The sequence below is a fragment of the Rathayibacter sp. AY1F3 genome, from assembly GCF_002931975.1.
Taxonomy (GTDB): Bacteria; Actinomycetota; Actinomycetes; order Actinomycetales; family Microbacteriaceae; genus Rathayibacter.
Map to the genome: position 1 here is coordinate 169,520 of NZ_PSVF01000002.1, position 20,949 is coordinate 190,468.

The window sequence follows — 20,949 nt, forward strand, 5'->3', positions numbered from 1 at the left end:
CGCTGAGAGGCGGCCCGCCGTGTCGGGGCGGGGAGCCCCTTCTCAGCCGACGTCGGCGCGCGACCCGCGGACGCCCGGCCCGCCGCAGCCGTTCCGCACAGCACGTGATCCCCCTCCAGTGCTCGTCCGGCGGTACCCTGCCCGCATGCGCCTGCGCCAGGTCGTCCTCGACACGGAGGACGCCCGCGCCCTCTCCGCCTTCTACCTCGCCCTGCTCGGCGGCGAGTACCGCCCCGGCGACGAGCCGCCCGCGGACGGCTCCGACGACGAGGCGGAGTGGGTCGCGATCGTCACCGCCGACGGCGCGAAGCTCACGTTCCAGCGGGTGGCCGCCCTGCCGCGCGCGACCTGGCCGGAGGGGCCCGTCCCGCAGCAGCTGCACCTCGACTTCATGGTCGCGGACGCCGACGAGCTCGACCGGCAGAAGACCCGGGCGCTCGCTCTCGGCGCCGAGCTGATCGAGGACAGGAGCGAGGACCCGGAGGAGGCGCTCCACGTCCTCGCCGATCCGGCCGGCCACCCGTTCTGCGTCTTCGTCGCGCCCGACTACCCGGCGGAGTAGGGGCGCGCGGCTTCAGCGAGTCACACGCATCGGATCACATGCCGGTGATCGTGACCGTCGTCGTCGCCGCGATCACCGCGGCTCCCGTGACGCTCGCGGCGGTTCCCGCGAGGACGGCGGCGGCCGCCGGCCCTGCCCAGTGCTGCGCCGCGAGCGACCGGATCGCCTGCCGGTCCGGGATGCCGGGCCTCGGCGAGAGCGCTCCGGCCGCGTCGAGCAGGCCGATGAGCGCCGCGTCCGACGGAAGGGGCGCCGTCCGAGCCGCGAGGACCTCGGCGACCCGGATCCGCAGCCGCTCGTCCTCCGCCGGCTCCACGGCGGCGACCCGCTCGAGGAGGGCGGCATGCAGCTCCCTCCGAGTGAGGCGGGCGATCCACCAGGAGACGCTGCGCGGTGCTCGCTCCGCTGCGATCCACCCGAGTGCCCCGTCGAGCACGGCGTCCCCGAGCGCCGACCGCTCCGGCCCGAGGGCGACGACTCCGGCGTCCACCTCGACGCGCCGCCGGAGGGAGAGCTCCGCGAGGACGGAGGCGGCCAGGACGGTGTCGAGAGCGCCCGACGAAGCCGCGGGCCGCCCGTCGCTCCGCCGCAGCAGGAGGAGGAGAGCGACGGGGAGGGGCGGCTGCCCGGCTCCGAGGGGCGCAGCGGCCGGCGGGATAGTGGGAGCGGGCTGTTCCGAGGAGTTCCGTGTCGAGTCGTCCATCCCTCGAGCCTGGCACCCGACCCGTCGAGACCGCATCCGCCGGGCGACGGGTCCTCCGTCGTCCCACCGATCGACCGGCCGGACACGCCCGAGAGCCCACGTCGCGCCCCGAAGCCGACCGCTCCTCCGCCACGTCCGGCGTCAGACCACCCCCGCCGCCGTTCCCGACACGATCAGGTCGGCGCGGTCGCGGGTGGCCTCGATCAGCTGCGCGTTCCGCCCGTCGACCTCGGAGGCCCAGGCGGAGGCCGCCTCGGGGGCGCGGCCGAAGGAGACGTGGCGGTCGACCAGGCGCTCGAAGCGCTCGGTCTCGGGAGTCGCGCAGAACCAGGCCTCGTCGAACTCGGCGCGCAGCAGCGCCCACGGGCCCTCGTCGACGAGGAGGTAGTTGCCCTCCAGCACGACGAGCGAGGCGGAGGGGTGCACGGCCAGCGCGCCGGCCACTCCCTCGTCGACGGTGCGCTCGAAGGTGGGCGCGTAGACGACGTGGTCGGTCTCGGCGCGCAGCCTCCGCACCAGGGCGAGGAAGCCCCAGCCGTCGAACGTGTCGAGGGCGCCCTTGCGGTCGTGGCGGCCGAGCTCGTCGAGCGTGGCGTTGGCGAGGTGGAAGCCGTCCATCGGCACGAAGGCAGCGGTCCCCTCCCCCGCGAGCTCGTTCGCGCGGGCGACCACGGCCCGGGCGAGCGTGGTCTTGCCGGCGCCGGGGCTGCCGGCGATCGCGACGATCGCACGGCGGCCCGGCGAGGTCAGCGCGAGCGCGCGCCCGGCCAGCTCGTCGAGGCCGGGCCGCACCGCGTCGGGCGCGACCTCGGTCTCAGGCCTCGCCACGGCTGCTCTCCAGCGCGTTCACCAGGAAGCCGTGGGCGTGGCGGGCGAGCGCGGGGCCGTCGTTCCAGAGGTTCCGCCACACGGCGAGGTCGTTCGAGAGGGTCGGCGAGACGACGGCCGACGAGAAGGACTCGAAGGTGATGGGTCCGCGGTAGTCGATCGCGGCGAGGGCGTGGAAGAACGTCGTGAAGTCGAGGTGGCCGCTGCCGAGGTAGCCGCGGTGGTTCTCGCCGATGTGGACATACCCGAGACGATCCCCGACCAGCAGCACCGGGCGGAAGAAGTCGTCCTCCTCGATGTTCATGTGGTACGTGTCCAGGTGGATCAGGACGTTGTCGGCGCCGATGTCGTCGGCGAGGCGCAGGGCGTCCGCGGCGGTGTTGATGACGTTGGTCTCGTAGCGGTTGCAGATCTCGAGGCCGAGGGTCATGCCCTTCGTCGCAGCCTCGGCGGCGAGGTCGGTCAGCACCGAGACGACGTTCGCGCGGCCCGCGGCCGAGAGGGGCGCGCTGTACTTCCCGAGCGCGCTGTAGAGGGCGCCGGTGAAGTGGGTGCCGCCGAGCGCGTGGGTGGTCTCGAGGGAGTCGGCGAGCAGCTTCGCGCCGCGCGCCACCACCTCCGGGTCGTCGCTGGAGACGTCGGCCGAGAAGGCGAGGCCGCGCGAGCAGACGATGCCGAGGTCGTTCGCCTCGAGGGCGGCGCGGGCGGAGGCGGTGTCGAGGTTCTGCACGTCGTGCAGCGAGAGCTCCAGCAGGTCGAATCCGGCCGCCTTGGTCTGCTCGATCGTCGCGGTCACTTCGTCGGGGGTGGTGCCGCCGGCGAAGACGAGGGCGTGCACTCCGAGAGGGTTCGTGGTCATGGTGGTGCTCCTTGGTTCGAGAGGTTCAGGGGCGGCGTCGGGCCGCGGGGTCGGTGTCGAGCAGGTCCGCGAGGAACGCGTGACCGGAGGTCGCGAGGGCGACGGGGTCGTGCCAGAGCTCGCGCCAGAGGCCCATGCCCTCGGCCGAGGCCGGGGGCTGGACGGCGGGCGAGAAGCTCTCGAGGGTGAGCGGGCCGCGGTAGCCGGAGTCGGCGAGCGCCGCCGCGAGCCCGGTCCAGTCGGTGCTCCCGGTGCCCAGCCCTCCGCGGTGGTTCTCGGAGGCGTGGAGGTAGCCGAGCAGGTCGCCGGCGTCGCGGACGGCGCTCGCGAGGTCGACCTCCTCGAGGTGGGCGTGGAACGTGTCGAGATGCAGGAGCACGTTCGGCGCGTCGAGCTCGCGCAGGAACGCGGCGGTCTGGGCGGCCGTGTTCAGCAGGTTGCTCTCGTAGCGGTTCACGTACTCCGCTCCTACGACGACGCCGGCGGGAGCGGCGGCCGCGGCGACCCTCCGCAGCACGTCGAGCGAGCGCGAGCGGGCAGCCGCGTCGGCCGCGTGCTCGTACTTGCGCATGGCCGAGTAGGTGACTCCGCCGACGTACCGCGCGCCGATCGCCTCGGCGAACCGCACGGCCGCCAGGAGCCGCTCCTCGCCGCGGCCGGCCGTGGCCTGGTCCGTGATGTCGGAGTCGGCGTCCAGCGCGAGCGAGACGACCGCGTCGATCCTGTGCTCGTCGAGCAGGTCGGCGGTCCACGCGGAGGCGTCGGGGTCGGCGGGAGCCGGGATCTCGATCAGGTCGAAGCCGATCGAGGCGGCGGCGCCGATCGCGCGGCGCCCCGACTCCGGCGTCCAGTCGCCGACGAGCAGGCCCGCGTGGACCCCGATCGGCGACGAGCGCTCCGTGCTCCCGCGGTGCAGGAACTCGGGGTGCATCAGGCGGCCTTCGCGCCCGTGATCAGCGAGACGAGCTCGTCGCCGCTGGTCTCGGCGGTGCGGCGGCCGGCGACGGCGAGGCCCGCGCGCATCACCCACACCTGGTCGCTCAGGCGCATCACCTGGTCGAAGTTGTGGCTGATCAGCAGCACGGCCACTCCGGCGTCGCGCAGCTTGAGGATGATCTTCTCGACGCGCGCCGTCTCCTGGACGCCGAGCGCCGCGGTCGGCTCGTCCATGATCACGATCTTGCTGCCCCAGCCCGCGGCCCGGGCGATCGCGACCGCCTGGCGCTGGCCGCCCGAAAGGCGGCGGACCTTGCTGGTGACCGGCGGGACGTTCACGGCGAGGTCGCCGAGCAGCTCCTGGGCCGTCTTCTTCATCTGCGTCCGGTCGAGGAACCGCACCCCGGGCACGCCCTTGGTGAGCTCCCGGCCGAGGAAGAAGTTCTGCCACACGGTCAGGTCCTCGACCAGGGCGAGGGTCTGGTGCACCGTCTCGATGCCGCCGTCCCGGGCGCCGAGCGGAGTGGTGAAGTGCACCACGTCGCCGTCGAGGGTGATGGTGCCGGAGTCGGCGGGGTGCACTCCGGAGAGGCAGCGGACGAGGGTGGACTTGCCCGCGCCGTTGTCGCCGATCAGGGCGGTGATCTCGCCGCGGCGCATCGACATCGACGCTCCCTTGAGAGCGTGGACGCCGCCGAAGGACTTCTTGATGTCCCGCGCTTCGAGCAGGATGTCGCTGGTCATGGCTGGGCTCACTTCTTCTGGTAGCGGGTGATGAGGGCGGCGAGCACGACCACCAGGCCGACGGCGAGGGGCTGGTAGAACTGCGAGACGCCGAGCAGGGTCAGGCCGTTGGTCAGCGCGGTCAGGAGGAACGCTCCGATGATCGGGCCGACGATCTTGGCCTTGCCGCCGGTGAGGCTCACTCCGCCGAGCACGACGGCCGCGATGGAGTTGAGCAGGTACTGCGTGTTGATGGCCGGCTCCGCGGCGCCGACGCGGGCGACGAGGAGGAGCGAGCCGACTCCGGCGAGGACCGCGGCGATGATGTACACCGCGATGCGCACGCGTCCGGCCTTGATGCCGTTGGCGACCGCGCTCTCCTCGTTGCCGCCGACCGCCTGCACGTGCAGGCCGAAGCGGGTGCGGAACATGACGACCCAGGCGACGACTCCGATGACCGCGGCCAGGATGATCGGGTAGCCGATGATCCCGATCGAGCCGGTGGTGAGGCGGAGCAGCTCGGGGCTGCCGACCGTGATCGGCTTGCCGTCGGAGATGATCAGCGCGAGGCCGGTCGCCACCGAGAGCGTGCCCAGTGTCGCGATGAAGTCGGTGACCTTGCCCTTCGCGATCAGGAAGCCGTTGATCACTCCGATCAGCCCCGCGAAGAGCAGGGCCGCGAGCGCCGAGAGCCAGAAGCCCCAGCCGGCGCTCCAGCCGATGCCGAAGCCGACCGCTCCGACGGTCATCGTCGCCGAGATCGAGAGGTCGATGCCGCCGGTGGTGATGACGAAGGACTGGCCGATCGAGAGGATGACCAGGATCGCGGCGGCGACGAGCATCGCCTTGATGTTGCCGAGGCTGAGGAACGTCGGCGTCGCGATCGAGAACACGATCACCAGGGCGACGAGCCCGATCGGTGCGGCGTTCTCGGCCCAGAAGCTGAGCTGACGGAGGTTCGCCAGCAGCGGGGAGGCGCTGGCCGGGGGTCGGGCGGTGACTGAGGTCATGGTCGCTTCCTGGGTTGCCATGGGCGGGAGGTCCTACTTGCTGGGGACGAGCGCGGCGAGCGGGTTGTCGAACTCCTCGAACGGCTGGGGGAAGGCGCCGAGGGCCTGCTCCGCGGTCTCGGAGGTCACGAGCGCGGTGGGCGACTCGATCTCGGCGGGGATCTCCTCGCCGGCGCCGACGGCCTCGCACGCCTGCACGCCGAGCTGGCCGATCGCGTAGGGGTACTGGGCGACGGTGGCGGTGAGGCCGCCGTCCTTCACCGACTGCAGCGCGTCCTCGTTGCCGTCGACGCTGACCACCTGCACGGAGCCGGTGAGGCCCGCGTTCTCGACGGCCTTGACGATGCCGAGGCCCATGTCGTCGTTCGCGGCGAAGAACGCCTTCACGTCGGGGTTGGCGGCGAGGATGTCGGTCGCCTTGGTCAGCGCGACCTCGCGCTTCCAGTCGGCCGCGGCCTCCTGGACGACGGTGAGGTCGGAGCCGATCGCGGCGGTGAAGCCGTCGACGCGGGCGGCGCTGGTGACGTCTCCCGAGACTCCGCCGATGACGGCGACCTCGGAGCCGGCGGGCAGCTGCTGCAGGAGGAAGTCGCCGGCCTTGCCGCCGGCGGCCTCGTTGTCGGTGCCGATGTAGGTGGTGACGTCGAGGTTCGCTGCCTCGACCGCGTCGGGGTCGAGCGGGCTGTCGATGTTGACGATCGTCTTGCCGGTGGCGGAGGCGAGGGCCTGCACCAGGTTCGTGCCGCTGATCGGGTTGACGATGAGGCAGCCGAAGTCCTGGCCGGCGACGGTGGTGAGCTTGTCGGCCTGGCCGGTGGTGTCGCCGATGTCGGCGGCGGCCTGCACCGAGACGTCCACGGAGTCGTCCTTCGCGGTGTCCTCGATGCCGTTCTCCATCGCCTGGAAGAAGGGGTTGTCGAGGCCCTTGATGACCGCGGCGACCTTGGTCGATCCGGAGCCGCCGGCGGCGGTGTCGCCACCCGAGGCGCAGCCGGTGAGGAGGAGTGCGAGGGCGCCGACCGGTGCGAGAACCGGGAGGAGGCGGCGTGCTGTGCGGTTCATCGTCATCCTTGAGGATCAGTGGCACCACTGCGTGCCGGTGTGTGAAAACTACCGGGGCTTTCGCGTTATCGCAATACGAAAGTCGGGGAACTTCAGGTTTCCCGTCGGCAGGCATGTACGCTGACCGTGACAAGAGGGGGAGCGATGAAGGCGTACTCCACCGGCGAGGCCGGTTCGCACGTGGCCGACGTCCTCGCGCTGTTCCGCGAGCAGGGCGAGGTCTCGCGCAACGCGGTGATGGAGCAGACGGGGCTCTCCCGCTCCACCGTCAACCAGCGCCTGGCGACCCTCGTGGAGCTCGGCCTGATCGCCCCCACCACCGGCGGCGAGTCGACCGGCGGGCGCCCCTCGAGCATGTTCGCGATGAACCTCGTCGGCACGGTGTTCCTCACCGCCGACATCGGAGCGAGCGGGTTCGTCGCCGCCGCCTGCGACCTGCGCGGCACCCCCCTCCGCCACGAGAGCGGCGTCGTCGACGTCTGGGAGGGACCGGACGCCGTGCTCTCGCTGGTGATCGCCGCGTTCGAGCGGCTGCAGCAGGGCGACGCGGTCGCCGGCATCGGCGTCGGAGTCCCGGGGCCGGTCGAGTTCGCCGCCGGGCGCGTGCGCAACCCGCCGATCATGACCGGCTGGGACGACTTCGACATCGCCGGCTACTTCGCCGAGCCGTACGAGGGCGTGCAGGTCGTCATCGAGAACGACGCGAACGCCCGCGCCCTCGCCGAGTCGCGCCACCACGGCTCCGACAACCTGATCAGCCTGAAGCTCGGCACCGGCATCGGCTCGGGCCTCGTCTTCAACGGAGCGACGATCCGCGGAGCCGTCGGCGCGGCCGGCGACATCGGCCACACCCGCGCGGTCACGGGCACGGTCGACGCGGATCCGCTGCCCTGCCGCTGCGGCAACGCCGGCTGCGTGGAGGCGTACGCGAGCGGCTGGGCCCTCGTCCGCGACCTCTCGGCCGACGACCCCTCGATCAAGCACGTCGCCGACGTCACGGCCCGCGTGCTCCGCGGCGACATGCGCGCCACCCAGGCCGTGCGCCAGGCCGGCCGCGTCCTCGGCGAGGCGGTCGCCGACCTCGTCAACATCCTCAACCCGCGGACCATCGTGATCTCGGGCCAGCTCGGCGACTGCGGCGAGGTGCTGATGTCGGGCCTGCGCGAGCGCGTCTACCTGCGCACCCACCCGCTCGCCACGCGGCACCTGACCATCCACACATCGGACCTGGGCGAGCTGGCCGGCGTGATCGGCCTCGCCCTGACGACAGCCGACCAGGTCTTCAGCCGCGAGCGCTTCGACCGCGAGGCGAGCGCCGAGAGCCCCCGCGCGGCGGCCGCCGCGAGCTGAACGGGAGCGCCCTGCCGCGCCCGGCAGCGGCGGGACCGGCGTGAGCGACCCCCTCCGCCCCGCGCCGTGTTACGCCCGGCGACGAAGGGTTACGCCGGGCGACGCGGGCCGGGACGGGCGGGACCGCGGTGCTCCATCATCGTGTCCGGGACGACGCGGAGAGGCCGCGGCCGCCCGACCCGTCCGAAGGAACGCGATGATCCGGCTCGAGCAGCTCAGCAAGTCGTACGGTCCGGCGACCGTTCTCGACCGCCTCGACTTCTCGGTCGCGACCGGCGAGATCTTCGCCGTCGTCGGCCCGAGCGGTGCGGGCAAGAGCACGCTCGCCGCCTGCGTGAACCTCCTCGAGCGGCCCACCTCGGGCACGGTCGTCGTCAACGGGGAGGCGCTCTCGCAGCTCTCGGAGGAGCGGCTGCGCGTCGCCCGCCGCCGCATCGGCACCGTCTTCCAGTCCGACGGACTCTTCAGCCGCCGCACGGCCGAGCAGAACGTGGCCCTGCCGCTGGAGTACCTCGGCGTCACCGCCGCCGAGACGAAGCGGCGCGTCGCGGAGCTGCTCGAGCGCGTCGGCCTCTCGGACCGCGCGCGCTACTACCCGCACCAGCTCTCCGGCGGTCAGCGCCAGCGCGTCGGCATCGCCCGCGCGCTCGCCCTCCGCCCCTCGGTGCTGCTCTCGGACGAGGCCACCTCGGGCCTCGACCCCGCCTCGACCACCGCGATCACCACGCTCCTGAAGGAGCTGCGCGACGACCTGGGCCTCTCGATCCTCTTCATCACCCACGAGATGGAGACGGTGCGCCAGGTGGCCGACTCCGTCGCCCGCCTCGACCACGGCCGCATCGTGGAGTCGGGCCGTCTCGTCGACCTGCTGCGCGACCCCGCGTCCCCGCTCGGCCTCGCCCTCAACCCGGTGCGCCCCTCCGTCGCGCCCGGCCCGGGTCTGGGCGAATGGGTGGTGGGCTACTCCCGCTCCGGAGTGCCGACCGACTGGGTCACCCGGCTCGCGGAGGCGGTCGGCCCGGTCGCGCTGCTCGGCGCGGCGATCGAGACGGTGGACGGGCAGGCGGTCGGCCACGCGACGATCGGGCTCGGCCCGGTCGACGAGGCGCGGCTCACCCGTGCGGCGGCCGAGCTCGGCCTGTCGGTCCGGCCCGCCGGCGTGCGCGTCCTCGCCGAGGAGGTGGCGGCGTGATCCTCCACCTCGACAACAAGGTCCCGCTCGAGCAGATCCCCGCGCTGGTGCTGCCGGCGCTCGGCGAGACGCTGATCATGGTCGGCATCGTCATGGCGATCGTGGTGCTGGTCGGCGTGCCGCTGGGCGCTCTCGTGCACAACCTCGCTCCGGGCGGGCTGGCCGAGAACCGGGCCGCCCACCAGGTGCTCAGCGCCGTCATCAGCGTCGGCCGCTCGCTGCCGTTCCTCATCCTGATGGCGTCGATCATGCCGTTCACGCGCCTGATCACCGGCACCAACATCGGGATCGCGGCGGCCGTCGTGCCGATGTCGATCGCGGGGGTCGCCTTCTTCACCCGCATCGTCGAGAACGCGCTGCGCAGCGTGCCGCTCTCGCTCACCCGCGTCGCCCGCGCCTCCGGAGCGTCGCGGCTGCAGGTGATGCGGACCGCCCAGCTGAGCGAGGCGGTGCCGCAGATCATCGGCGGCCTGACGATCAACACGATCGCGATGATCGAGTACTCGGCGATCGCCGGCACGATCGGCGCCGGCGGCATCGGCTACGTCGCGGTGACCTACGGCTACCAGCGCTTCGACACCACCGTCATGCTCGCCACCATCGTGATCCTGGTCGCCACCGTCGCGACCGTGCAGCTCACCGGCGACGCCCTCGTCCGCGCAACCACGCCCGGCGCCTCCCGCTCGCGGCGAGCGCCGCGGGTCGCGGCCGCCGTCTAGAACCACCACTCCTCCTCCTGCGCCCTCGGGCGCCCCTCCCGCGCGCCCGCGCACCCCCTCTTCGAAAGGCACCGCCATGTCCACTCCCGACGACCTCGGATTCGATCTCAAGAAGAAGCGCCGCTGGCCCTGGATCGCCGGAGCGGCCGTCGTCGTGGTCGGCGTCGCCTCCGCGATCGCCGTCCCGCTCCTCTCCCCCGCCGTCTCGGCCAACGAGCAGGAGGGCGCGACGCTCTACGTCGCGACCGCCGAGGGCAATGCCTCCGAGCAGGCCCTGGTCGACTTCGTCGCGAAGGAGGTGGCGCCGCGCTACGGCATCACCGTCGCCTTCAAGGGGCTCTCGGACAGCAACACCATCAACCGCGCGGTGAGCGAGGGCGAGGTCGCGGCCACGGTCTACCAGCACAAGCTCTGGCTGGGACAGGTGCTCGAGGCCAACCCCGACTTCGAGGAGGAGGCGGCCACCCCCGTCTTCCGCTGGGGCTTCGGGCTCTGGAGCGACAAGTACTCCGACGTCTCCCAGATCCCCGACGGCGGCACGGTCTCGCTCTACTCCGACCCCGCCAACGAGGCGCAGGGCCTCTGGCTGCTGCAGAACGCCGGCCTGATCACGCTGAAGCCGGGCACGGAGCCGGGCACCGCGACCCAGGACGACATCGCCGAGAACCCGAAGAACCTGCAGTTCACCCTGCTCGACTTCGCCGCCCAGTCGCGCGCGCTGCCGGACCTCGACGCGGCCGTCGGCTACACCGAGTACTACCTCGCCGCCGGCATCCCGATCGAGCAGCAGATCTTCGCCCCGCAGGCCCCCGACGACTTCGCCGGGCAGCTCACCATCGGCTCGAAGTACCGCGACACCGAGAACGTGAAGAAGCTCGTCCAGGCCTTCCAGGACCCGGCCGTGCAGGAGTTCCTCGCCACGGACGAGACGGTGAAGGGGATCCTGCTGCCGATCGACGGCTGAACAGGGCCGGAGCGACGGGGTCGCCTGAGGAGTCGCGCGCGGCTTCTCGGGCGACTCGGCGTCTGCGGACGTAGCGTGGGCTCATGAACACGTTCACTCTCCACAACGGTGTCGAGATCCCCGCCCTCGGACTCGGCGTCTTCCAGACTCCGCCCGACGAGACCCGCGCCGCCGTCGCCGCCGCGCTCGACGCGGGGTACCGGCACATCGACACGGCGGCGGCCTACGGCAACGAGCGCGAGGTGGGCGAGGCGATCGCCGGCCGCGACGACGTCTTCCTCGAGACGAAGGTGTGGATCAGCGACTACGGCTACGACGAGACGCTGCACGCCTTCGACAAGAGCGCGGGCAAGCTCGGCGTCGAGCGGATCGACCTGCTGATCCTGCACCAGGCCCTGCCCGAGGCCTTCGATCGCACCCTCGACGCCTACAGGGCGCTCGAACGGCTGCTCGCCGACGGGAGGGTGCGGGCGATCGGCGTGAGCAACTTCATGGTCGAGCACCTCACCCGCCTGCTCGCCGAGACCGACGTCGTCCCCGCGGTGAACCAGCTCGAGGTGCACCCGTACTTCCAGCAGCGGCGGGTCGAGCGGTTCGGCTGCGAGAACGACATCCTCACCCAGGCCTGGTCGCCGATCGGCGGCATCACCGCCTACCGCGACTCCCCGCGCCGCAGCTTCGACGACCCGGTGCTCCTCGAGCTCGGCGCCAAGTACGGGAAGACGGCCGCGCAGGTGATGCTCCGCTGGCACCTGCAGGAGGGCCGCCAGGTCATCCCGAAGTCGACCCGCCCCGAGCGCATCGCCGAGAACATCGACGTGTTCGACTTCGCGCTCTCCGGCTCGGAGCTCGCCCGGATCGACGCCCTCGAGGCCGGCGTGCGCGGCGGACCGGAGCCCGAGGCCGTGACGCTGGAGGCGTACGGCCGCGACATCCCCGAGGCGTGAGGAAGGCGCCCGCGACGGGAACACCGGAGCCGTCGCGGGCGTTGCCCTCACCATGAGCGTTCCCCTCTCCATCCTCGACCTCGCCCCCATCGCCCCCGGTGAGACCGCTCGCGACAGCTTCGCCGCCTCCGTCGCCCTGGCCCAGGAGGCCGAGCGGAACGGCTACCGCCGCGTCTGGTACGCCGAGCACCACAACATGGCGAGCATCGCGTCCAGCGCGACCTCGGTGCTCATCGCGCACGTCGCCTCGCAGACCTCCACGATCCGCCTCGGCTCCGGCGGCGTCATGCTGCCGAACCACTCCCCGCTCACCATCGCCGAGCAGTTCGGCACCCTCGAGACGCTGCACCCGGGCCGGATCGACCTCGGGCTCGGCCGCGCCCCCGGCAGCGACCAGGCGACCTTCCGCGCGCTCCGCCGCGACCCCGACTCCTCCGAGCGCTTCCCGCAGGACGTGCTGGAGCTGCAGGCCTTCCTCGCCGGCGAGTCCCGCATCCCCGGAGTGAGCGCGACGCCCGGTGCCGGCACCCGCGTCCCCCTCTACATCCTCGGCTCCTCGCTCTTCGGCGCGCAGCTCGCGGCCGCGCTGGGCCTGCCGTACGCGTTCGCCTCGCACTTCGCTCCGGACGCGCTGCACCAGGCCGTCGCGGAGTACCGCCGCGGCTTCCGCCCCTCCGAGCAGCTCGACGCGCCCTACGTGATCGCCGGGATGAACGCCATCGCCGCCGACACCGAGGAGGACGCGCAGGAGCAGTTCGCGCAGATGAAGCGCGCCCGCCTGATGATGCTGCTGCGCCAGAGCGGGCAGATCCCCGTCGGCCAGACCTTCGACGACGAGGAGCTCGACGCCCTGCTCAGCGCCCCGATCGGCGCCCACGTCGCGAGCATGACCACCTACACCGGTGTCGGCACCGGCGACCAGGTGGCCGACTACACCGCCGACTTCGCCCGCTCCGCCGACGCCGACGAGGTCATCGTCGCCCACGCGTCGCTGCAGACGGAGGCGCGCCTGCGCTCGGTCGCGCTCCTCGCGCAGTCGAACGCGCGCGTCGCCGCCTGACGGGCGGGCGGCCGAGTCCGTCGACGCCGCCGCACGGGCCCCGCGCGCGACCGGGGCCGCGCATCGGCGGACATGCGGCGCGCATCGGCGGACTCCTGTGAAAGTGAGCCTCTAACGGGGGCCACCTCACAGGGGGCGACCCCGGGAGGAGCGCGTCCGCGGTGCCAGGCTGAGCCCTGTGTCGACGATGACGGGCAAGCGGCGTGAGCCCGGGGACAGCCCTGCGCGGTCAGCGGCCCTGCTGCTGCGGGTCTGCGCGGGCGACCGGACCGCCTTCCGGCAGCTCTACTCGCTCACCGCGGGCCGGGTCGTCTCCGTCGCGGACGCCGTGCTCGACGACCGCGCCGCAGCCGAGGAGGTCGCGCAGGAGGTCTACCTCGAGCTCTGGCGCACCGCGCGCTCGCTCGACCCGGGCCGTCCCGTGCTCGCCTTCCTGGCCCAGGTCGCGCACCGCCGTGCCGTGGACCGCGCCCGGGCGGACCGGTCGGCGCGGCGCCGGGAGCTGCAGTACACGGTCCTCGACCGGCCGCGCGATCACGAGTGGGAGCGCTCGGACGTCCGGCTGGCCCTGGCGCCCGCGGCCGGCGCGATCCGGCAGCTCGCCGCCATCCACCACGACGTCCTCTACCTCGCCTACGTCCGCGGGTACAGCCACTCCGAGATCGCGGAGGAGCTGTCGATCCCGCTCGGCACCGTCAAGACCCGGCTGCGCGACACCCTCATCCGCCTGCACACCCACCTGCAGTCCGCCGGCCCGGCGGACCCGGACGGCGGACCGGGACGGCGCATCCGGCGCTGACCGATGGCGCGGACGCCTCTGCGCCACCGGGGTCGCACGCTTCAGGACCGTGTCCGGCCCGCTCAGCCCGCCTGCGTCGCGCCCGAGACCGCGAGCCCGACGATCACCGTCAGCACCGTCGTCCACAGCGCGATCGCGACGCCCTGCCAGAGCAGGATCCGCCCTCGGCCGACTCCGGCGCCCGCCAGCATCACCGCGGTGAAGTGCGTCGGGAGCAGCAGCGGCCCCAGCAGGCTCACGCCCGGGACGCCGTAGCGGGTGAAGGCCCGCTGGAACTTCTCGCGCCGCGGAGTCGTCCGCTTCGCCTCCGAGCGGCCCGTGATCGCCGAGCGGACGCCGGTGCCCAGCAGCACGAGCAGCGCCACGCAGACGAAGTTGCCGATCGCCCCCGCAAGCCCGGCGACGACCGGGTGGATGCCGCCGATGATCCCGATGCTCGCCGCTCCCTCTCCCTCGATGAAGGGGACGGCCCCGGCCCCGGCGACGACGAGGGGCTGCACGAGCTCGGGAACGCGGCCGATCAGGTCCTGGAATCCGAGGATCGCGTCGCTGATGATCGTCATGGTCGTGCCTTCCGGATCGTGGCCCCGGCTCTCGGGACTCCTCCATCCGACCGTGTCCGCGCCCGCTGCGGCAGTGCCGCCGGGTCACCGCTTCCCGGGAGGATCGACGGCCCGAGGGGTGACAAGTGTCATGGTCGTAGCCTGGGCCGCATGGTGAACTCGACCGAGGCGGATCCGCCCGTGCGCGCGGGCCGCGGCGTCGCCGTGACCTGGTGGTACACCCTCGCGTCGGCCGCCTCCTTCGTAGTGATCGTCCTGGCCGTCTGGTCCGTGGCGGTGCTGAGCGCCGAGGCCGAGGAGTGGCGGAAGGGCGCCTACTTCCTGGGCGCGGCCGCCTGGGTCGCGGTGTTCTCGCCGACCGCGCTCGCGTACCGGCGCGCCGACCGCGAGGGCCCGGTGCGCCTCCGGGCTGTGCCGACCCTGGTCTTCTGCCTCGGAGTGGCGGCCGCGGCGCTCACCGGCACGGCCGCCGGGAGCCTCGCGCTCGGACTCTCGCTCGCCGCGACCCTGGTCGCCGTGCTGCCCTGGCAGAGCGGGGTGCGGCTCCGGGTGATGGTGCTCTGCACGATCGTCCTCGCGGTCGCGGCGGTGCTCGAGCAGACGCGCGCGGCGCCGGACGCGTCGGCCGCGCTCTCGACCCTCCTGCTGTTCGCGACGCTGCTGCCCCTGACGGTCGTCAGCGCGCTGTGGTGGTGGGACATCGTCCGCGAGCTCGACCGGGCGCGCGCCGCCGAGGGCCGGCTCGCCGCCGCGCAGGAGCGCCTGCTGCTCGCCGGCGACGTGCACGACCTCCAGGGCCACCACCTCCAGGTGATCGCGCTGCAGCTCGAGCTCGCCGAGCGCCTCCTCGGCAGCGACCCGGAGGCCGCTCTCGAGCAGCTGCGCGCCGCCCAGCGCTCGGTCGACGGCGCCCGCACCGGCACCCGCGAGCTGGCGACGCGCTTCCGCAGCGTCCCGCTCGTCGACGAGCTGGCCAACGCCGCCGACCTGCTCCGCTCGGCCGGGCTCCGCGTCGAGCTCGAGGTCGACCCGGCGGCGTCCCACGCGCCGGCGGAGACGCTCGGGCCGGTGGTCCGCGAGACGACGACCAACATCCTCAAGCACGGCGGCGGCTCGAGCGCGCGGCTGCGGCTCGCGCGGGAGCAGGACGAGTGGCGGTTCGAGGCGGTGAACGACCTGGCACCGGACGCGGAGGAGGCGGACGGGACCGGCTCGGGCGTCCTCGGCATGGCGGAGCGGGTCGAGCGCGCGGGCGGGACGCTGCGCGCCGGGGCGGTCCGCCGCTCCTTCGAGCTGGACGCGCGCCTGCCGGTGGGGAGCGACTCGTGATCCGGGTGCTGATCGCCGACGACGAGGACATGATCCGCACGGCGCTGGCCGCGCTCCTCCGCCTCGAGGAGGACCTCGAGATCGTGGGCGAGTGCCGCGACGGCGAGCAGGCGGTCGCGGAGGCGCTGCGCCTGCAGCCCGACGTGTGCCTGTTCGACGTCGAGATGCCCGGGCTCGACGGGATCGAGGCGGCGGAGCGGCTGCGCCGGGTCTCCGCGACGCGGGTCGTGGTCGTCACCCGGCACGCGCGGCCGGGGGTCCTGCGGCGAGCGCTGGGAGCGGGCGTCAGCGGCTTCCTGCCGAAGTCGCGCCGGGTCGAGGACGTCGCCGAGGTGATCCGTCAGGTCGCGAGCGGACGCCGCTACGTCGATCCGGAGATCGCCGCCGACGCCCTGGCGAACACGCGCAGCCCGCTGACCGACCGGGAGCTCGACGTGCTCAGCGCCGGCTCCCGCGGCGAGACGATCGGCGAGATCGGCGCGGCTCTGCACCTCTCCTCCGGCACCGTCCGCAATCACGTCTCGTCGATCCTCCGCAAGCTCGACGTCGACACCCGCCAGCGCGCGGTGATCGAGGCCCGCGAGCGCGGCTGGATCTGAGCGCACGGCCCGGCTGCACCACCGCCGCCCAGAACGGCCGGATGCCGCTCCGCCTCAGGCCTCCACGCTCCAGATCTCGAACACGTCCGCCGCCGCCGGCAGCACGACCCGCCCCGACTCGCACCGCACCTGGGCGTCCGCGCGCCGGACCGCGCGCCAGGCGAGCGGCACCCCGAGCTCCACCGGACCCCGCACCGCCGCTCCGGGCAGCCGCACGACGTACAGCAGCACCGCCCCCTGCGCGTCCTCGTGCGCCCGCACGAGGAACCCCGCCGGCGCTTCGATCGCGACGCCCGAAGCGGTCCCGCCGAGGTCGAACTGCCGGCCCGCTCGCACCGCCTCGAGCGCCTGCTTCTCGACCGCGTCGTAGCGTCGGCGAGCGGCAGGCGAGTCCCAGGCGGTGTCCGGCGCCGATTGCGTGCCGCGCACCCGGTAGGCGTCGACCCGAGCGAGGTCGTCCCACTCCAGCGCGGTGGCCGGCAGCGGGCGGGAGCCCGGACGGATCCGCACCCCGCGCAGCTCGCGCAGCATCCGCTGGAGGGCGCGTCCGAGCGGAGTGACGACACCGCTCCGCGTGATCGGCGCGTGCTCCCAGTTCTCCCGGTCGACCAGCATGTACAGGTTGAAGCCCTGGTAGCCGAGGGCGAGAGCGGCTCCCCACCACGCCACCTGCTCCTCAACCGTCGGGTCCGGGTAGTCGACGACCTCGCCGGGCGAGCGCCAGATGCCCGCCTGCATCTCGGGAGACCAGACCAGCGGAGTCGCCGAAGCGCGCGCCTGCGCCACGGCGAGCGCCAGCCCCGCGAGGTCGCGGTCGTCCAGCGGCGGCACGTAGTAGTGGTCCTCGCCGACCACGGTGCCCTCGAGCGCCTCGACCAGCACCCGCCCGTCCTGCGGCCAGCCCCGCACGGGGTGGGTGTTGAGGTTGATCGTGCCCGCCAGTACCGCGGCGCCGGCGTCGGCCGTCACCTCGCGGAGCCACGCGAGGTAGTCCGCGAAGTAGACCCGGTGCCAGTGGGCCCACGCCGACTCGAGAGCGGTCGCGGATTCGGGGGGCCCGGTCCGCGGGCGCGGCGGCTCCACCGTCCCGCCGATGAACCGGTGCCAGTCGGCCAGTGCGTCCGGGTGCCAGTCGAAGCCGTGCATGCTGTCCTGGAACCCCAGGCTCGGCTCGTTGTCGTACTGGGTGCCGACGACCGGGCCGTCCTCGCCGAGGAACTCCGCGAGGTCGCTCCAGACGGCGCGGATCCACCTCTCGACCAGGGCACGGTATGCGCGGCTCGAGCAGCTGGGCATCGGGTGCTTGAAGGGCGGGTTGTAGCCGGACACCTGCTCGCCCCGGTGATCGAGGGCGATCAGCGCGTCATCGGCCACCACCCAGTCGGGCAGACCTCCGTTGGGCTCCTCCGCGCAGATCCACGGCCCCGGCTTGAGGATCACGCGCAGACCCCGCTCGCGGCAGAGGCGCAGGAAGCGGTGCACGTCGAGCTCCGGCGCGTGGGTGCCGCGCAGATCGAGCGTGCCCTGCACCGGCTCGTGCCGCCGCCACGAGAGGTAGGTGGCGACCGTGTCGATGCCGATCTCCTGCACCGCGCGCAGCGCCGGCTCCCACTCCTCCGGCTCCATGCGCCAGAACTGCACCTCACCGCTGATCGGCAGGGCACCCGGCTCGACGAGGCTCACCCCTTCACTCCGCCCGCGATCGCCCCGCCCAGCAGCCAGCGCTGGATGAACACGAAGAGGACGAGCGAGGGGATCAGCACGAGCACGCTCATCGCCGAGACGTCGTTCCAGTGCACCTCGAACGCCGAGCTGAGCTGCGAGAGTCCGACGGGCAGCGTGCGGTTCTGGTCCGAGCTGGTGAAGGTGAGCGCGAAGACGAACTCCTCCCACGCTCCGATGAAGAGGAAGATGCCGGTCGCGACGACGCCCGGCCGGGCCGCGGGCAGCACGACGCTGAAGAGCGTCCGGAACGCTCCGGCGCCGTCGATCCGCGCCGCCTCGTCGAACTCCCGCGGGATCTCGTCGAAGGCGGTCTTCATCAGCCACACGCCGAGCGGCGCCGATGTGGAGACGCCCGCGATGATGAGCGCCGCGATGCTGTCGTACAGCCCCACATTCGAGACCAGCCAGAACAGCGGGATGATCAGCAGCACGCTCGGGAACATCTGCGTCATGATCAGGCCGACGAGGAAGAAGCGCTTGCCGCGGATCCGATAGCGGGAGAGGGCGTAGCCGCCGAGTACCCCGATCAGCAGCCCGAGCGCCACGGTCGACAACGAGACGATCAGCGAATTGACGAACCAGGCCGAGAAGGCTCCCCGCCCGAGCACGTAGAGGTAGCTCTCGATGGTGGGGTTCGCCGGCAGGATCGTCGGCGGACTCCGGAAGATCTCGGTGCCGTCCTTGAACGAGGCGAGGACGGTCCAGAGCACCGGCACGACGGCGAAGACGCCGATGACGACGCCGAGCATCCGCACGGCGACGATGCCGGGGCGGGGCCGGCGGCGCACGCGCCGGGGCGGACGGGGCGGAGGGACGGGGGTGCTCGGAGTGAGCACGGGCCGGTCGACGGTGGCGGTCATTTCAGGGCGCCCTTCCCGAGTGCGCGGACGTAGAGGAGGGACCCGGCGGCGACGATCACGAAGAGGAACACCGAGAGGGCGCTCGCGTAGCCGAAGTCGAAGCGCTGGAACGCGTTTTTGTAGACGAACGTGGTGAGGATGTCGCTGGCGCCGTCCGGGCCGCCCTGCGTCATCACGTAGATGAGGCCGAAGTTGTTGAACGTCCAGATCAGCGACATGAGCGTGCTGAGGAGGATCACGGGACGCAGCAGCGGCAGAGTGATCCAGAGGATCCGCTGCCCGGTGCGGGCGCCGTCGACGCGGGCCGCCTCGTAGACCTCGTCGGGGATGGCCGCCATACCCGAGAGCAGCATGATCATGATGAACGGGAAGCCGCGCCACACGTTGGTGACCATCACCGCGGCGAGAGCCGTCGAAGGGTCGCTGAGCCACGCGTGCTGGAGGTCGCCGAGACCGACGCGCTGGAGCACATCGTTGAGCAGGCCGAACTGCGGCTGGTAGAGCCAGCGCCACGACATCGCTCCGACGATGATCGGCGTCGCCCACGGGACCACGTACGCGGCGCGGAGCCAGGCCCACGCCCGCCCCTGGAGGGCTTCGCGGACGATCAGAGCGGCGGCGAACGCGAGCACGAACTGCAGCGCGACGGAGCCGAAGGTCCAGACCGCGCTGTTCAGCATGACCGGGCCGAGCTCGCTGTCGCCGGCGATCCGGGCGTAGTTGTCCAGGCCGGTCCACTGCCAGCCCACATGGCGGCTGGGGTTCACGTCGAAGAAGCTCTCGACCATCACGAAGAGGATCGGCAGGCCGATCACGACGACGGCGGCGATCGAGATCGGCGCGAGCATCACCGCCGGTGCGACACCGTCGCGGCGGGGCCGCCGTGCACGGGGGCGCACGGCGGCCGCGAGGAGCGTCTGGCTACTCATCGAGCGCGCTGTTCGCCTTCTGCGCCGCCTCGTCGAGCGCCTCCTGCGGACTGGCCGCGCCGGACAGGGCTGCGGCGACGGCGTTGCCGAGCGCCGAGTCGACGTCCGCGGCGCGGGCCACGGTCGGCCGCGACTTCGACGCCTCGATGATGGTGCCGAAGGTCGCGACGGTCGGGTCGTCGGTGAAGGGCGCCTGCTCGTAGAGCGACTTCTTCGCGGGCACATAGCCCAGGTCGTCAGCCCAGCGCGACTGCACGTCGTCGGAGGCCCACCAGCTCAGGAAGTCACCCGCCTGCTCCTGGTGCGGGCTGCTCGCCAGGACCGACAGGTCCATCCCGCCCAGCACGGAGGCGCTGGTCGCGTCCGCAGGCAGCGGCGCGACACCCCACTGGTCGTCCTGGAGGCCCGAGGCCTCGAGGATCGACGTCATGTAAGGGCCGGAGGTCATCATCGCGATGTCGCCGTTCGTGAACGGGCCGCGGACGTCGTCCTCGGTGGCGGTCGCCATGCCCGCGGGCATCGCGGTCTTCTGCAGGTCGGTCCAGAGCTCGAGGGCGCGGACCCCGTCGGCCGAGTCGAAGGCGACCTCGCTTCCGGAGTCGGCCATCACCTCGGCGCCCGACTGCCAGAGCCAGGGGTAGAACTCGTACGCGCCCCAGCCGCCGAAGAGGCCGATGCCGTACTTGCCGTCGGCGGTGAGCTTCTGCGCGTCGGCGGTCAGCTCCTCCCAGGTCGTCGGCGGCGCGTCGATCCCCGCCGCGGTCAGCAGGTCCTTCCGGTAGAACAGCGCGAGCGTCGAGACGTCCTGCGGGACGCCGTAGACGTGGCCGTCGCGGGTGGCTGCGGTGATGGTGTTCTCGAAGTAGTCGGAGCTGTCGCCGAGCGAGTCCTCGACGGGGGCGAGGAATCCGCTGGCCGCGTACTGCGCCACCTTCGGCGGTTCCAGGCGCACGATGTCAGGGCCCTTGCCCGCCGAGATCTGCGTGACGAGCTTGTCGTAGTAGGAGGAGTCGTTGTCACGCGCCAGGGTGACGGTGACGTCGGGGTGGGCCTCGTGGTACTCCGCGACCAGCTTCTGCGCCTCGGCCGTCTCGGCGTCCGAGAACTGGTTCTGGAAGGTGAGGGTCGTCGAGCCGTCGGAGGATCCGGCGCTGCCGACGGCGCAGCCGGTCAGGGCGATCCCGGTGACGGCGGTCAGGGCGATCGCGGTGATGAGCTTCTTCATCGAAG

Annotated in this window: 22 protein-coding genes; 10 read left to right on the top strand and 12 right to left on the bottom strand. The window is 72.6% G+C overall.

The window, feature by feature from the left end; genetic code table 11:
* The first annotated feature begins 145 nt into the window (after nucleotides 1-145).
* A complete protein-coding gene (locus C5C39_RS02555) occupies nucleotides 146-562 on the top strand; it encodes a VOC family protein (RefSeq protein WP_104239613.1) in 417 nt (138 codons plus the stop codon).
* 34 nt (nucleotides 563-596) lie between these two features.
* Here C5C39_RS02555 and C5C39_RS02560 read toward each other — a convergent pair whose 3' ends face one another.
* From C5C39_RS02560 to C5C39_RS02590, 7 genes are all read right to left on the bottom strand, one after another.
* Nucleotides 597-1,265: a GPP34 family phosphoprotein gene (locus C5C39_RS02560; protein WP_181136299.1), complete on the bottom strand. Its 669-nt coding sequence runs from the start codon at nucleotides 1,263-1,265 to the stop codon at nucleotides 597-599.
* Nucleotides 1,266-1,406: 141 nt separating this feature from the next.
* The gene (locus tag C5C39_RS02565) at nucleotides 1,407-2,093 is read right to left on the bottom strand and encodes a nucleoside/nucleotide kinase family protein (protein WP_219813309.1); all 687 of its coding nucleotides are present in this window, start codon (nucleotides 2,091-2,093) and stop codon (nucleotides 1,407-1,409) included.
* Entirely contained in the window at nucleotides 2,080-2,952 is an 873-nt protein-coding gene (locus C5C39_RS02570) for a sugar phosphate isomerase/epimerase (protein ID WP_104222717.1), read from the bottom strand. Before C5C39_RS02570 ends, C5C39_RS02565 begins: the two co-directional genes overlap by 14 nt.
* 25 nt (nucleotides 2,953-2,977) lie before the next feature.
* Nucleotides 2,978-3,883 carry a sugar phosphate isomerase/epimerase gene (locus C5C39_RS02575; RefSeq protein WP_104352608.1) on the bottom strand — a complete coding sequence of 302 codons (906 nt, stop codon included), beginning with the start codon at nucleotides 3,881-3,883 and terminating at the stop codon, nucleotides 2,978-2,980.
* Nucleotides 3,883-4,632, bottom strand: coding sequence for an ATP-binding cassette domain-containing protein (locus tag C5C39_RS02580; protein ID WP_104222715.1), 750 nt, complete (start codon nucleotides 4,630-4,632; stop codon nucleotides 3,883-3,885). The genes C5C39_RS02575 and C5C39_RS02580 overlap by 1 nt, the downstream gene beginning before the upstream one ends.
* 8 nt (nucleotides 4,633-4,640) lie before the next feature.
* Nucleotides 4,641-5,621, bottom strand: coding sequence for an ABC transporter permease (locus C5C39_RS02585; protein ID WP_104352609.1), 981 nt, complete (start codon nucleotides 5,619-5,621; stop codon nucleotides 4,641-4,643).
* A gap of 33 nt (nucleotides 5,622-5,654) precedes the next feature.
* A complete protein-coding gene (locus tag C5C39_RS02590; protein WP_104222713.1) occupies nucleotides 5,655-6,683 on the bottom strand; it encodes a substrate-binding domain-containing protein in 1,029 nt (342 codons plus the stop codon).
* A gap of 144 nt (nucleotides 6,684-6,827) precedes the next feature.
* Between C5C39_RS02590 and C5C39_RS02595 the strand changes: the two genes are divergently transcribed.
* The 7 genes from C5C39_RS02595 to C5C39_RS02625 all read left to right on the top strand — a co-directional run bounded on the left by C5C39_RS02595 (nucleotide 6,828) and on the right by C5C39_RS02625 (nucleotide 13,714).
* The gene (locus C5C39_RS02595) at nucleotides 6,828-8,033 is read left to right on the top strand and encodes an ROK family transcriptional regulator (RefSeq protein WP_104352610.1); all 1,206 of its coding nucleotides are present in this window, start codon (nucleotides 6,828-6,830) and stop codon (nucleotides 8,031-8,033) included.
* A gap of 196 nt (nucleotides 8,034-8,229) precedes the next feature.
* Complete coding sequence (locus C5C39_RS02600; RefSeq protein ID WP_104256583.1) at nucleotides 8,230-9,225, top strand: methionine ABC transporter ATP-binding protein; 996 nt, start codon at nucleotides 8,230-8,232, stop codon at nucleotides 9,223-9,225.
* Nucleotides 9,222-9,944 carry a methionine ABC transporter permease gene (locus C5C39_RS02605; RefSeq protein ID WP_258075754.1) on the top strand — a complete coding sequence of 241 codons (723 nt, stop codon included), beginning with the start codon at nucleotides 9,222-9,224 and terminating at the stop codon, nucleotides 9,942-9,944. The genes C5C39_RS02600 and C5C39_RS02605 overlap by 4 nt, the downstream gene beginning before the upstream one ends.
* 76 nt (nucleotides 9,945-10,020) lie before the next feature.
* On the top strand, nucleotides 10,021-10,908 hold the full coding sequence (locus C5C39_RS02610) for a MetQ/NlpA family ABC transporter substrate-binding protein (RefSeq protein WP_104257783.1): 888 nt from the start codon (nucleotides 10,021-10,023) through the stop codon (nucleotides 10,906-10,908).
* A gap of 83 nt (nucleotides 10,909-10,991) precedes the next feature.
* Nucleotides 10,992-11,855 carry an aldo/keto reductase gene (locus C5C39_RS02615; protein ID WP_104222706.1) on the top strand — a complete coding sequence of 288 codons (864 nt, stop codon included), beginning with the start codon at nucleotides 10,992-10,994 and terminating at the stop codon, nucleotides 11,853-11,855.
* Between the two features lie 52 nt (nucleotides 11,856-11,907).
* Complete coding sequence (locus tag C5C39_RS02620; RefSeq protein WP_104260887.1) at nucleotides 11,908-12,915, top strand: LLM class flavin-dependent oxidoreductase; 1,008 nt, start codon at nucleotides 11,908-11,910, stop codon at nucleotides 12,913-12,915.
* 187 nt (nucleotides 12,916-13,102) lie between these two features.
* Nucleotides 13,103-13,714, top strand: coding sequence for a sigma-70 family RNA polymerase sigma factor (locus tag C5C39_RS02625; RefSeq protein ID WP_258067745.1), 612 nt, complete (start codon nucleotides 13,103-13,105; stop codon nucleotides 13,712-13,714).
* A 62-nt stretch (nucleotides 13,715-13,776) separates the two neighbouring features.
* On the opposite strand, the gene C5C39_RS02630 is transcribed toward C5C39_RS02625, so the two are convergent.
* The gene (locus tag C5C39_RS02630; RefSeq protein WP_104352611.1) at nucleotides 13,777-14,277 is read right to left on the bottom strand and encodes a small multidrug efflux protein; all 501 of its coding nucleotides are present in this window, start codon (nucleotides 14,275-14,277) and stop codon (nucleotides 13,777-13,779) included.
* Nucleotides 14,278-14,427: 150 nt separating this feature from the next.
* On the opposite strand from C5C39_RS02630, the gene C5C39_RS02635 reads away from it, so the two are divergent.
* Nucleotides 14,428-15,606, top strand: a complete 1,179-nt coding sequence (locus tag C5C39_RS02635) for a sensor histidine kinase (protein ID WP_104348546.1) — start codon at nucleotides 14,428-14,430, stop codon at nucleotides 15,604-15,606.
* The gene (locus C5C39_RS02640; protein ID WP_104237744.1) at nucleotides 15,603-16,205 is read left to right on the top strand and encodes a response regulator transcription factor; all 603 of its coding nucleotides are present in this window, start codon (nucleotides 15,603-15,605) and stop codon (nucleotides 16,203-16,205) included. The genes C5C39_RS02635 and C5C39_RS02640 overlap by 4 nt, the downstream gene beginning before the upstream one ends.
* Nucleotides 16,206-16,259: 54 nt before the next feature.
* Here C5C39_RS02640 and C5C39_RS02645 read toward each other — a convergent pair whose 3' ends face one another.
* Genes C5C39_RS02645 through C5C39_RS02660 form a run of 4 tightly spaced genes read right to left on the bottom strand, consistent with a single transcriptional unit; the run spans nucleotide 16,260 to nucleotide 20,944 of the window.
* On the bottom strand, nucleotides 16,260-17,888 hold the full coding sequence (locus C5C39_RS02645) for a beta-galactosidase (RefSeq protein WP_104352612.1): 1,629 nt from the start codon (nucleotides 17,886-17,888) through the stop codon (nucleotides 16,260-16,262).
* Nucleotides 17,885-18,790 (bottom strand): carbohydrate ABC transporter permease, encoded by a 906-nt coding sequence (locus tag C5C39_RS02650; RefSeq protein WP_104314529.1) that lies wholly within the window; start codon nucleotides 18,788-18,790, stop codon nucleotides 17,885-17,887. The genes C5C39_RS02645 and C5C39_RS02650 overlap by 4 nt, the downstream gene beginning before the upstream one ends.
* Nucleotides 18,787-19,719: a carbohydrate ABC transporter permease gene (locus C5C39_RS02655; RefSeq protein WP_181136300.1), complete on the bottom strand. Its 933-nt coding sequence runs from the start codon at nucleotides 19,717-19,719 to the stop codon at nucleotides 18,787-18,789. Before C5C39_RS02655 ends, C5C39_RS02650 begins: the two co-directional genes overlap by 4 nt.
* The gene (locus tag C5C39_RS02660; RefSeq protein WP_104237748.1) at nucleotides 19,712-20,944 is read right to left on the bottom strand and encodes a sugar ABC transporter substrate-binding protein; all 1,233 of its coding nucleotides are present in this window, start codon (nucleotides 20,942-20,944) and stop codon (nucleotides 19,712-19,714) included. The genes C5C39_RS02655 and C5C39_RS02660 overlap by 8 nt, the downstream gene beginning before the upstream one ends.
* Between the last annotated feature and the right edge of the window lie 5 nt (nucleotides 20,945-20,949).

Coding starts and splice junctions, on each gene's coding strand:
- C5C39_RS02555 (WP_104239613.1), top strand. CDS start 146: ATGCGCCTGCGCCAGGTCGTCCTCGACACGGAGGACGCCCGCGCCCTC.
- C5C39_RS02560 (WP_181136299.1), bottom strand. CDS start 1,265: ATGGACGACTCGACACGGAACTCCTCGGAACAGCCCGCTCCCACTATC.
- C5C39_RS02570 (WP_104222717.1), bottom strand. CDS start 2,952: ATGACCACGAACCCTCTCGGAGTGCACGCCCTCGTCTTCGCCGGCGGC.
- C5C39_RS02575 (WP_104352608.1), bottom strand. CDS start 3,883: ATGCACCCCGAGTTCCTGCACCGCGGGAGCACGGAGCGCTCGTCGCCG.
- C5C39_RS02580 (WP_104222715.1), bottom strand. CDS start 4,632: ATGACCAGCGACATCCTGCTCGAAGCGCGGGACATCAAGAAGTCCTTC.
- C5C39_RS02585 (WP_104352609.1), bottom strand. CDS start 5,621: ATGACCTCAGTCACCGCCCGACCCCCGGCCAGCGCCTCCCCGCTGCTG.
- C5C39_RS02590 (WP_104222713.1), bottom strand. CDS start 6,683: ATGAACCGCACAGCACGCCGCCTCCTCCCGGTTCTCGCACCGGTCGGC.
- C5C39_RS02595 (WP_104352610.1), top strand. CDS start 6,828: ATGAAGGCGTACTCCACCGGCGAGGCCGGTTCGCACGTGGCCGACGTC.
- C5C39_RS02600 (WP_104256583.1), top strand. CDS start 8,230: ATGATCCGGCTCGAGCAGCTCAGCAAGTCGTACGGTCCGGCGACCGTT.
- C5C39_RS02610 (WP_104257783.1), top strand. CDS start 10,021: ATGTCCACTCCCGACGACCTCGGATTCGATCTCAAGAAGAAGCGCCGC.
- C5C39_RS02615 (WP_104222706.1), top strand. CDS start 10,992: ATGAACACGTTCACTCTCCACAACGGTGTCGAGATCCCCGCCCTCGGA.
- C5C39_RS02620 (WP_104260887.1), top strand. CDS start 11,908: ATGAGCGTTCCCCTCTCCATCCTCGACCTCGCCCCCATCGCCCCCGGT.
- C5C39_RS02625 (WP_258067745.1), top strand. CDS start 13,103: ATGACGGGCAAGCGGCGTGAGCCCGGGGACAGCCCTGCGCGGTCAGCG.
- C5C39_RS02630 (WP_104352611.1), bottom strand. CDS start 14,277: ATGACGATCATCAGCGACGCGATCCTCGGATTCCAGGACCTGATCGGC.
- C5C39_RS02635 (WP_104348546.1), top strand. CDS start 14,428: ATGGTGAACTCGACCGAGGCGGATCCGCCCGTGCGCGCGGGCCGCGGC.
- C5C39_RS02650 (WP_104314529.1), bottom strand. CDS start 18,790: ATGACCGCCACCGTCGACCGGCCCGTGCTCACTCCGAGCACCCCCGTC.
- C5C39_RS02655 (WP_181136300.1), bottom strand. CDS start 19,719: ATGAGTAGCCAGACGCTCCTCGCGGCCGCCGTGCGCCCCCGTGCACGG.
- C5C39_RS02660 (WP_104237748.1), bottom strand. CDS start 20,944: ATGAAGAAGCTCATCACCGCGATCGCCCTGACCGCCGTCACCGGGATC.